We start from the raw sequence: 9,824 nt of genomic DNA, 5'->3' as shown, positions 1-9,824 counted from the left end.
TGCCATCACGGCGGTGACCAGCGCGAAGACGATGATGCCGGTCGAGTCGCCGGTGTGCGTGAGCCGGGCCGTCGCCTGTCCCGCCAGGACGCTGCCGCTGGCGAAGAAACCGACGTACATCAGGATGACGAGCAGCAGCGGCACGACGGCGCCCTTGACGCCGAACTGGGCCCGCGACTGGATCATCTGCGGCAGCCCGAGCCTGGGGCCCTGCGCCGAGTGCAGCGCCATGACGGCGCCGCCGAGCAGGTTGCCGAGCACGAGTCCGGCCAGCGACCAGACCACGTCGCCGCCGAAGACGACGGCGAGGGCGCCGGTGACGACGGCGGTGATCTGCAGGTTGGCGCCGAGCCAGAGGGTGAACTGGTTGAAGGCGCGTCCGTGCCGCTCGCTGTCGGGGACGACGTCGATGGAGTGCTTCTCCACTACGGATGCCACGTCGGGGCCTCCTACTTCTTCTCGTTGTGCTGCGCCGTGAGGCCGTGCCGGTCGGCGTAGTCGGCGGCGACGTCCTCCGGGTCCTTCTTGTCCTTGTCGACGAGCCGGTTGAGCTCGGTCAGGTCGGCCGTCGTGAGGACGTTGCCGAGGCGGGCCAGCGCCTTGCGGACGGTCGAGTCGGCGGTGCGGTCGGCGATCAGCGGGACGACGTGCTGACCGGGGACGAGGTTCTTGGGGTCGGTGAGGACGACCCAGTGGTTGGCCGCGATGTCGGTGTCGGTGGTGAACAGGTTCGCGACGTCGACGTCGCCCTTCTTCAGGGCGCCCTTCACCAGGGGCCCGGAGGAGTCGAGGGACTTGAACTCCTTGAACTCGACGCCGTACACGTCCTTCAGGCCGACGGCGCCGACCTGGCGCTTCTTCACCTCGGGCGCCGCGCCGATGACGAGCTTGCCGTTCTGCTTCGCCAGGTCGGCGAGCGACTTGAGGCCGTACTTCCCGGCGGTCTCGCGGGTGACGACGAACGCGTCGGAGTCCTCGGCCGTGCCGTACGGGAGGATCTGCAGGCCCGCGGGCAGCGCCATCGCGAGGGCGTTCTGCATCGCGCCCTCCTCGGTGGCCGTGGCCTTGGGGTCGAGGTAGTGCAGCAGGGCGCCCTGGTACTCGGGAAGGAGGTCGATGTCGCCGCCCTTGAGGGCGGGGATGAGGATCTCGCGGGTGCCGAGGTTGGGCCGGACCGTGGTCTTCACTCCGGCCGCCTCGAGGACGGCCGCGTACAGGTACCCGAGGACCTGGTTCTCGGTGAAGTTGGCGGTGCCGATCGTGACGCCGTTCTTGCTGGAGCCTCCGCCGGAGCCGCCCGATCCCTGCCCGTCGAGCGAGGTGATGCCGCCGGAGCACGCGGCGACGGCGGGGACGGAGGCCGCGGCGAAGAGTCCGCCGAGGAGGGTGCGTCGGTTCATCTGGGGTGCTCCTAGGCGGACTTGAGGGTGGCGGGGCGGTGACGGAAGAGCAGGCGCTGGAGCCCGGACAGGGCGAGGTCGAGGACGACGGCGACGACCGCGACGAGGACGGCTCCGCCGAGCACCTGGACCAGGTCGCGCTGGGCGAGCCCGTCGAAGACGTAGCGGCCGAGCCCGCCGAAGGAGACGTAGGCGGCGATGGTGGCGGTCGCGACCACCTGGATGAGGGCGAGCCGCAGGCCGGTCATGATCAGCGGCAGCGCGAGCGGCAGCTCGACCTGGAACAGCACCTGGTGGGCGCGCATGCCCTGGCCGCGCGCGGCGTCCTTCACCTCGGCGTCGACGGCCGTCATGCCCGCGTAGGTGTTGGTGACGATGGACGGCACGGCGAGCGCGACGAGGGCGATGTAGACGGGCCACATCGACAGGCCGCTCGCCAGGAAGACGAGCACGACGAGGCCGACGGTGGGCAGCGCGCGCCCGAAGGAGGAGAGGTTGATCGCGAGGAAGGCGCCGCGGCCGGTGTGCCCGATGAGCAGGCCGACGGGCAGGGCGAGGGCGGCGGCGACGAGGGTGGCGATCAGCGAGTACTGGAGGTGCTCGGCGAGCCGGTGCCCGATGCCGTCGGTGCCGGTCCACTGCTCGCCGCTGACCAGCCACGAGCCGAGGTTCTTGAAGAGTTCGTACATGGCGGTCAGGCCCTCCGGGTCCGGGTCCAGGGCGTGAGCAGCCGCTGGACGCCGACGAGCAGCGCGTCGGCGACGAGCGCGAGCAGCAGCGTGAGGACGACACCGACGATCACCGGGGTCGGGAAGTTGCGCTGGAACCCGTCGGTGAAGAGCTGGCCGAGGCCGCCGTCGCCGATGTACGTCGCCACGGAGACGAGCGAGATGGACATGACGGTGGCGATCCGGACGCCCGCCATGATCACGGGGAGGGCGAGCGGCAGTTCGACGGTGAGCAGCGTGCGCAGCGGCCGGGTGCCCATCGCCCTGGCGGCCTCCTTGGTCCGCTGCGGGACCGAGTCGAGCCCCTCGACGGTGTTCCGCAGCAGGACGACCAGGGTGTAGATCGTCAGGCCGGTCACCGTCGTGGTGCGGGTGAGCCCGGACACCGGGAGCAGCAGCACGAAGACGGCGATGGACGGGATGGTGAACAGGACGTTCGACAGGCCCAGCAGGAAGCCGCGCAGGGCCCGCACGCGGTGCGCGAGCACGGCCAGCGGCAGCGAGATCAGCAGGCCGAACAGGACGGCGGCCAGGGCGGCCTGGAGATGCGAGACGGTGAGGGTGGCGAGGTCGGAGCGGTGGGATCCGATCCAGTCCCAGTCGACGGTCATCCGGCCAGCCCCTTCGTGCCCGCGAGGGCCTCGGCGTGCGCGACGCCGGCCCGCCCGTGGATGTCGTCCCGCGACGAGACCCCGGTCAGCACCCCGTCGGCGTCGACGCGGACCACGAGCCCGGCCGGGGAGGCGACCGACTCGTTGAGCGCGGAGAGCAGCGAGTCCCCGTCCCGCAGCGCCCGGGCCGGGGCCTCGGCGCCGCTGTCCCGGTCCCGCCAGTGCACGGGCCTGCGGGCCTCGTCGAGGACCAGCTCCCAGGGGCCGCCGTCGGGGGCGGGCGCCTGCGGCACGCCCGCCAGCGGGGTCAGGGACAGGAGCTTGAGACCGCGCTCGGCGCCCAGGAAGTCGGCGACGAAGTCGTCGGCGGGCCGGGCGAGCAGTTCCTGCGGCGCGGCGCACTGCACGAGGTGGCCGCCGGTGCGGAACACGGCTATCCGGTCGCCGAGGCGGACCGCCTCGTCGATGTCGTGGGTGACGAAGACGATGGTCTTGCTGAGCTCCTTCTGGAGCCGGAGCAGCTCGTCCTGGAGCTGGGTGCGCACGACGGGGTCGACGGCGCCGAACGGCTCGTCCATGAGCAGGACCGGCGGGTCGGCGGCGAGCGCGCGCGCCACGCCGACGCGCTGCTGCTGGCCGCCGGAGAGCTGGTGCGGGTAGCGCCGGCCGAGCTCGGGGGCGAGGCCGACCCGCTCCAGGAGCTCGCCGGCCGCGGCCCGCGCCTTCCTGCGGCGCCAGCCGAGCAGCAGGGGGACGGTGGCGATGTTGTCGAGGACGGTGCGGTGCGGGAACAGGCCCGCCTGCTGGATGACGTAGCCGATGGAGCGGCGCAGGTCGGCGGCGTCCTGCTCCAGGACGTCGCGGCCGCCGACGCGGATGGTGCCGGAGGTGGGGTCGACCATCCGGTTGATCATGCGGAGGCTGGTCGTCTTGCCGCAGCCGGACGACCCGACGAAGACGGTCACGCCCCCTTCCGGCATGTCGAGGGTGAGGTCGTGCACCGCCGTCGTGCCGTTCGGGAATCGCTTGTGGACCGCTTCGAACTGGATCATGGAGCGCCTCTGGAGTCCTCTTGCCCGGCCTGCATATCGTCATGCAGAGTTCTCGGTGTGTGAATAACTTGTCAATGGCCCCGCGTGAATCCCTGGTAAATCCGCCCCGCGCGGACCGCAGTGTGAGACGCGGAGCGCCCTTTGCGCCCCGTTCGAGGAGGAACAGCGCCTGATGTCCACGACGCACGCGACCGCCCCCGTCGTCGTCCTCGACGGTCACGGTCTCCCGGTGTCCGACGTGGTTCGCCTCGCCGACCGGACCGCCCGGCCGGTCCCCGGCAACGACGCCATGAAGCGCGTCACCGAGTCCTGGGACGCCGCCCGCGAGATCGCCGCGTGGGGCCGCGTCTACGGCCGCTCCACCGGCGTGGGCGCCAACCGCAGCGAGGACGTGCCCACCGAGGCCGCCACCGACCACGGACTGCGCCTGCTGCGCAGCCACGCGGGCGCGATCGGCGACGAACTGCCCGAGCGCGAGGTACGGGCCATGCTCGCCGTCCGCGCCAACCAGATCCTGGCGGGCGGCGCCGGCCTGCGCCCCACCGTCGTCACCGCCCTGTGCGAGGCCCTGGACAACGGCGCCCACCCCGCGGTCAACGAACACGGCTCCGTCGGCACCGGCGACATCGCCCCCCTCGCCCAGATGGGCCTCGCCCTCGCCGGCGAACACCCCTGGCGCGGCAAGGGCACCCCGCCCGCGGCCCAGCCGCTCGACAACAACGACGCGCTCGCCCTGATCTCGTCGAACGCCCTCACCCTCGGCCAGTCCGCCCTCGCCCTGCACGAACTGCGCACGCTGCTCACCGCGACCCAGGTCGTCGGCGCCCTGAGCCTGCTCGCGATCGACGGCTCCCACGAGGCGTACGCCCTGCCCGTCCACGAGGCCCGCCGCCACCACGGCTCCTACGAGGTCGCGGCCCGCATGCGCACCCTCCTCGGCGCCGCCGACCGGCCCACCCCGCCGCTCGGCCGCATCCAGGACCCGTACGGCTTCCGCTGCCTGCCCCAGATCCACGGCCCGGCCCACGACGCGGCCGACGCCCTCGAGGACGTCCTCACCGTCGAGATCAACGCCGCCGCCGAGAACCCGCTGATCTCCCCCGCGGACATGGCCGCCTACCACCACGGCGGCTTCTACATGGCCCAGCTCGCCCTGGCCCTGGACCACTTCCGGCTCAGCCTCACCCAGGTCGCCCGGCTCTCCACGTCCCGGCTCTCGACCCTCAACGAGCCCGCCTACACCCGCCTTCGCCCCTTCCTCGCCGACGGCGAGGCCGCCTCCTCCGGCGTCATGATCCTCGAGTACGCGGCCGGCGGCGCCCTCGCCGACCTGCGCGCCTTCGCCGCCCCGGCCTCACTCGGCCACGCCGTCCTCTCCCGCGGCGTCGAGGAACAGGCCAGCTTCGCCTCCCTCGCCGCCCGCCAGACCCTGCGCCTGTGCGAGGCTTACCGTCAGGTCGTGGGCTGCGAACTGGTCGCCGCGGTCCGCGCCCTGCGCCTGCGCGACCACCGCCCCGACCCCGACCTCCCGGTGGGCCGCGCCTACGAACGCCTCGCCGCGGAACTCCCCGAGGACCTGGCCGACCGCCCCCTGACCCTGGACGTGGCCCAGGCGGCCGCCCTCCTCGACACTCTCACGGAGGAACCCGAACTCCCCTGACCCCGAAGGACCTTGGCCCCCCATGCCCCACCACCGACCACCACCACCACCACCGGCCCCGGCCCCGGCCCCGGCCCCGGCGGCAGCCGTCGCGGCGACCGCCACCGCCCTGCACCGCCTGCGCAGGCGCGGACGCCTCCTGCTCCTCGCCGGACTCGCGGTCCTGGCGGCGGCGACCGCGGCGTTCGCGGCAGCCGCGGCGACGGACACCGCAGTCGGCTCCGGAGCGGCCGGCGGCGTCGTCGTCGGCGCCGGGACCCACCTGGCGGCGGGCCTCTTCGCCCTCCGCGACAGGCGCCGCATGGCCCGCGCCCTGCACGCCCGCCCCTGGGTCCGCTGCCTCGCCGAGGTGACGCCGCGCCCCTGGGCGGGCACCCGGGTGCTCCTGCGCGACCCCGCCACCGGCACCCTGATCCGGCTGAGAGTGCCCCGCCCGCTCACGGACCTCCCGGCCGAGAACGGCCCCCTGTGGTGGTGCGGCACCGCGACGCACGGCGGCGCCCTGTCCCGCCCCGGCGGCGACCGCCCGGTGTGGGCCCGCGCGGTGAACGGGTCGGCATGAGGTCTGGCGCCCCCGCGACCGCCTGAATAACATCATGCACGAACGTGGCCGGCTGAATGAGTCGGCGGAACGGACGGGGAGCCATGAGCGAGCAGACGACACCGAACGCCGACGACGGGCACGGCCCCGCCGCCCGCCTGCAACGGCTCTTCGAAGGCCACCGGCTCACCCCCACCCAGCGGCGCATCGCCCACTGCATGGTGCGCCGCGCCGCCGACGTGCCGTTCCTGTCCTCCGTCGAGCTCGCCGAACTGGCCGGAGTCAGCCAGCCCTCCGTGACCCGGTTCGCCGTCGCCCTCGGCTTCGACGGATACCCCGCGCTCCGCCGCCACCTGCGCGAGGTCACCCCGCAGGAACCGGCCGCGGACGCCGACGCCAACGAGTACCAGCAGGCCGTCCAGGCCGAGATCGCCAACCTGCGCCACCTCGCCGACCTGCTCGCCGACCCCGCCCCCGTCGAGGAGGCCGGCCGGCTCCTCGCCGCGTCCCGGCCGCTGCCCGTCCTCGGCCTGCGCGCGGCGGCCTCCCAGGCCTACGGGTTCTCGTACTTCGCCGCGAAGGTGCACCCCGACGTCCGACTGCTCGACGAGAGCGGCACGATGCTCGTCGACCGCATCGACGCGGCCGCGCGGGCCGGCGCCACGACCCTGCTGTGCTTCGCCCTGCCCCGGCACCCGCGCGAGGTCGTCGACGCCCTCGCCTACGCGCAGTCGGCGGGCCTGCGCGTGGTGACGGTCGCCGACTCGGCCTTCGCCCCGGTCGCCAAACACTCCGACCTGCTGCTGCCCGCCGCCGTCGGCACCGGCCTCGCCTTCGACACGGCCTGCGCCCCGATGCTGCTCGGCCGGGTCCTGCTGGAAGCCATGTGCGACGCGCTGCCGCAGGCCCAGGCACGCCTCGAGGAGTTCGACGTACGGGCGGCGGAGCGCGGCCTCTTCGTGGAATGAGATGCGCGGGGACCGCCGCACCCCCTGTGACGGGGGGCGGGACGACGGCGGTCCCCGCGAGGGACGCGGATCCGGTCAGGCCGGACCGACGTCCAGGGCGTCCGTGGAGGTCCGGGAGCCGCTCCGGAGTTCCTTGACGCCGCTGTGGTTGCCGACCGGGCCGGGGAGCCGCTCCCGTCCCTGCCGACATCCACCAATGTGCCGGACGCGTGTTAAGCGGGTGCTGCGTGCACGTGTCGCGCTCGTACCGATCGCGCGAATCCGTGAACGCCCGTCACCACGCCTACCTGACCGCGCCCTTCGCCAGGAACGCCAGCAGGTCCTGTCGGCTCACGACGCCCGTCGGCTTGCCCTCGACCAGCACGATCGCCGCGTCGGCCGCGCCGAGCACACTCATCAGGTCCGCCACCGGCTCGCCCGAGCCGACCTGCGGCAGCGGCGCCGACATGTGCTTGTCCAGCGGGTCGTCGAGCGAGGCCCGCTGGGCGAACAGCGCGTCGAGCAGCTCCCGCTCGACGACCGAACCGATGACCTCGGCCGCCATCACGTCCGGGTGACCGGCGCCCGGCTTGACGATCGGCATCTGCGAGACGCCGTACTCGCGCAGCACGTCGATGGCCTCGCCGACGGTCTCCTCGGGGTGCATGTGGACGAGCTCGGGCAGCGCGCCACCGTCCTTGTCCCGCAGCACGTCGCCGACCCTGGCGCTCGTCCCGGAGTCCTCCAGGAAGCCGTAGTCAGCCATCCACTCATCGTTGAAGATCTTGCTGAGGTACCCGCGGCCGCTGTCCGGGAGCAGGACGACGACCACGTCGTCCGGGCCGAGCCGCTCGGCGACGCGGAGCGCGGCGACGACCGCCATGCCGCAGGAGCCGCCGACGAGCAGGCCCTCCTCCTTGGCGAGCCGGCGCGTCATCTGGAAGGAGTCCTTGTCGGACACCGGGACGATCTCGTCGGCGACGTCGCGGTCGTAGGCCGTCGGCCAGAAGTCCTCGCCGACGCCCTCGACCAGGTACGGGCGCCCGGAGCCGCCCGAGTACACGGAGCCCTCGGGGTCGGCGCCGATCACCTGGACGCGGCCCTCGCTCGCGTCCTTCAGGGAGCGGCCGGTGCCGGAGATGGTGCCGCCCGTGCCGACGCCCGCCACGAAGTGAGTGATCCGCCCGTCCGTCTGTTCCCACAGCTCAGGGCCGGTCGAGTGGTAGTGGGACAGCGGGTTGTTCGGGTTCGAGTACTGGTCCGGCTTCCAGGCGCCCGGCGTCTCGCGCACGAGCCGGTCCGAGACGTTGTAGTACGAGTCCGGGTGCTCGGGGTCGACCGCGGTGGGGCAGACCACGACCTCCGCCCCGTACGCGCGCAGCACGTTGATCTTGTCGGTGCTGACCTTGTCGGGGCACACGAAGATGCACTTGTAGCCCTTCTGCTGGGCCACGATGGCGAGGCCGACGCCGGTGTTCCCGCTGGTCGGCTCGACGATGGTGCCGCCGGGCTTCAGCTCCCCGCTCCGCTCGGCCGCCTCGATCATGCGCAGCGCGATGCGGTCCTTCACGGACCCGCCGGGGTTGAAGTACTCGACCTTGGCCAGGACGGTCGCCTGGATGCCCTCGGTCACCTTGTTGAGTCTCACCAGCGGGGTGTTGCCGACGAGGCTGATCATCGAGTCGTGGATCTGCACGGTTGTCTCCGGGTCTCCTGTGTAAGGGATGTGGTCAGCGTATTGCGCCCACCGGCCCTTCATCTCCCGTTGCGATTGGCCGGAGGGGCTGACGGGGCAATGACTTCATGAAGCACTGATCCGCACAGGAGAGGCAGGTGGCCGCGGAACATGTCGAGCAGGGCGAGGGTGGCACGGCGGATCGCCGCGGGGGCGGCGTACGGCGGGGGCGGGATCGGGCTGCTGGGGGCGGCCGCGGTCGGCGTGCTGCTCGCCGAGGTACAGCTGGCGCGGCGCCAGGTGGGCAACCACGGTGACCCGGTGCACGTCCCGTCCGCGGACGGCCTGTACGGGCGGGCGTACGCGGCGTCGTGCGAGGCCCCGCTGCGGTTCGTGATGCTCGGCGACTCGACGGCCGCGGGGCAGGGCGTGCACCGGGCCCGGCAGACCCCGGCCGCTCTGCTCGCGTCGGGGCTGGCCGCGGTGGCCGAGCGCACGGTGGAGCTGCGCAACGTGGCGCTGCCCGGCGCCCAGTCCGACGACCTGGACCGGCAGGTGCCGCTCGCCCTGTCCGATCCGGACTGGCAGCCCGACGTCTGCGTGATCATGATCGGCGCGAACGACGTGACCCACCGCATTCCGGCCACGAAGTCGGTCCGGCACCTGTCGGCCGCGGTCCGCAGGCTCCGCACCGCCGGGTGCGAGGTCGTCGTCGGCACCTGCCCCGACCTGGGCTCGGTCGAGCCGGTGCAGCAGCCGCTGCGCTGGGTGGCCCGGCGGGCCTCGCGGCAGCTGGCCGCCGCGCAGACGATCGGCACGGTGGAGCAGGGCGGGCGCACCGTCTCGCTCGGCGACCTGCTGGGCCCCGAGTTCGCGGCGAATCCGCGCGAGCTGTTCGGGCCCGACAACTACCACCCGTCGGCGGAGGGCTACCAGACGGCGGCGATGGCCGTCCTGCCCACGCTGTGCGCGGCGCTGGGCCTGTGGCCGGAGGAGGAGCGCCCGGACGTCTCCCGTGCGGAGGGCTTCCTGCCGGTGGCCCGCGCCGCGGCGAAGGCGGCCGAGGAGGGCGGCACGGAGGTCACGGGCGCGATGCCGACGGGCCCGCGCGGCCCCTGGGCCCTCCTGAAGCGCCGCCGCCGCCACCGAGTCCCCACCCAGGACCCCACCCCCGCCACCACAGGCCCCACCCCCACAACCGATTGACCAG

At 73.3% G+C, this 9,824-nt stretch carries 10 protein-coding genes; 4 read left to right on the top strand and 6 right to left on the bottom strand.

Features of this window, described 5'->3' with window-relative positions; all coding sequences use genetic code 11:
* The 5 genes from GTW43_RS12990 to GTW43_RS12970 all read right to left on the bottom strand — a co-directional run.
* The coding region (locus tag GTW43_RS12990) for a cytosine permease (protein ID WP_343245987.1) at positions 1–438 on the bottom strand (438 nt) is incomplete at its 3' end.
* 11 nt (positions 439–449) lie between these two features.
* Positions 450–1,400 carry an ABC transporter substrate-binding protein gene (locus GTW43_RS12985; protein WP_161301816.1) on the bottom strand — a complete coding sequence of 317 codons (951 nt, stop codon included), beginning with the start codon at positions 1,398–1,400 and terminating at the stop codon, positions 450–452.
* Positions 1,401–1,411: 11 nt separating this feature from the next.
* Positions 1,412–2,089, bottom strand: coding sequence for an ABC transporter permease (locus GTW43_RS12980; protein ID WP_161301815.1), 678 nt, complete (start codon positions 2,087–2,089; stop codon positions 1,412–1,414).
* A 5-nt stretch (positions 2,090–2,094) separates the two neighbouring features.
* On the bottom strand, positions 2,095–2,739 hold the full coding sequence (locus GTW43_RS12975; protein ID WP_161301814.1) for an ABC transporter permease: 645 nt from the start codon (positions 2,737–2,739) through the stop codon (positions 2,095–2,097).
* Positions 2,736–3,791 carry an ABC transporter ATP-binding protein gene (locus tag GTW43_RS12970; RefSeq protein ID WP_161301813.1) on the bottom strand — a complete coding sequence of 352 codons (1,056 nt, stop codon included), beginning with the start codon at positions 3,789–3,791 and terminating at the stop codon, positions 2,736–2,738. The genes GTW43_RS12975 and GTW43_RS12970 overlap by 4 nt, the downstream gene beginning before the upstream one ends.
* A gap of 172 nt (positions 3,792–3,963) precedes the next feature.
* Here GTW43_RS12970 and GTW43_RS12965 point away from each other — a divergent pair, with 172 nt between their 5' ends.
* From GTW43_RS12965 to GTW43_RS12955, 3 genes are all read left to right on the top strand, one after another.
* Positions 3,964–5,451 (top strand): aromatic amino acid ammonia-lyase, encoded by a 1,488-nt coding sequence (locus GTW43_RS12965; protein WP_161301812.1) that lies wholly within the window; start codon positions 3,964–3,966, stop codon positions 5,449–5,451.
* A 22-nt stretch (positions 5,452–5,473) separates the two neighbouring features.
* Positions 5,474–6,013, top strand: a complete 540-nt coding sequence (locus GTW43_RS12960) for a hypothetical protein (protein WP_161301811.1) — start codon at positions 5,474–5,476, stop codon at positions 6,011–6,013.
* 83 nt (positions 6,014–6,096) lie between these two features.
* Positions 6,097–6,960 (top strand): MurR/RpiR family transcriptional regulator, encoded by an 864-nt coding sequence (locus GTW43_RS12955; RefSeq protein ID WP_161301810.1) that lies wholly within the window; start codon positions 6,097–6,099, stop codon positions 6,958–6,960.
* 283 nt (positions 6,961–7,243) lie between these two features.
* Here GTW43_RS12955 and GTW43_RS12950 read toward each other — a convergent pair whose 3' ends face one another.
* Complete coding sequence (locus tag GTW43_RS12950) at positions 7,244–8,635, bottom strand: cystathionine beta-synthase (protein ID WP_161301809.1); 1,392 nt, start codon at positions 8,633–8,635, stop codon at positions 7,244–7,246.
* A 150-nt stretch (positions 8,636–8,785) separates the two neighbouring features.
* Here GTW43_RS12950 and GTW43_RS12945 point away from each other — a divergent pair, with 150 nt between their 5' ends.
* Entirely contained in the window at positions 8,786–9,820 is a 1,035-nt protein-coding gene (locus tag GTW43_RS12945) for an SGNH/GDSL hydrolase family protein (protein WP_161301808.1), read from the top strand.
* Positions 9,821–9,824: the final 4 nt, after the last annotated feature.

Source organism: Streptomyces sp. SID5785 (genome assembly GCF_009870065.1).
GTDB lineage: Bacteria > Actinomycetota > Actinomycetes > Streptomycetales > Streptomycetaceae > Streptomyces.
This window is presented reverse-complemented; position numbering and strand designations above follow the sequence as displayed.

What these genes read in the sequence shown, in the direction of transcription:
- GTW43_RS12985 (WP_161301816.1), bottom strand. Translation starts at nt 1,400, where the DNA reads ATGAACCGACGCACCCTCCTCGGCGGACTCTTCGCCGCGGCCTCCGTC.
- GTW43_RS12980 (WP_161301815.1), bottom strand. Translation starts at nt 2,089, where the DNA reads ATGTACGAACTCTTCAAGAACCTCGGCTCGTGGCTGGTCAGCGGCGAG.
- GTW43_RS12975 (WP_161301814.1), bottom strand. Translation starts at nt 2,739, where the DNA reads ATGACCGTCGACTGGGACTGGATCGGATCCCACCGCTCCGACCTCGCC.
- GTW43_RS12970 (WP_161301813.1), bottom strand. Translation starts at nt 3,791, where the DNA reads ATGATCCAGTTCGAAGCGGTCCACAAGCGATTCCCGAACGGCACGACG.
- GTW43_RS12965 (WP_161301812.1), top strand. Translation starts at nt 3,964, where the DNA reads ATGTCCACGACGCACGCGACCGCCCCCGTCGTCGTCCTCGACGGTCAC.
- GTW43_RS12960 (WP_161301811.1), top strand. Translation starts at nt 5,474, where the DNA reads ATGCCCCACCACCGACCACCACCACCACCACCGGCCCCGGCCCCGGCC.
- GTW43_RS12955 (WP_161301810.1), top strand. Translation starts at nt 6,097, where the DNA reads ATGAGCGAGCAGACGACACCGAACGCCGACGACGGGCACGGCCCCGCC.
- GTW43_RS12945 (WP_161301808.1), top strand. Translation starts at nt 8,786, where the DNA reads ATGTCGAGCAGGGCGAGGGTGGCACGGCGGATCGCCGCGGGGGCGGCG.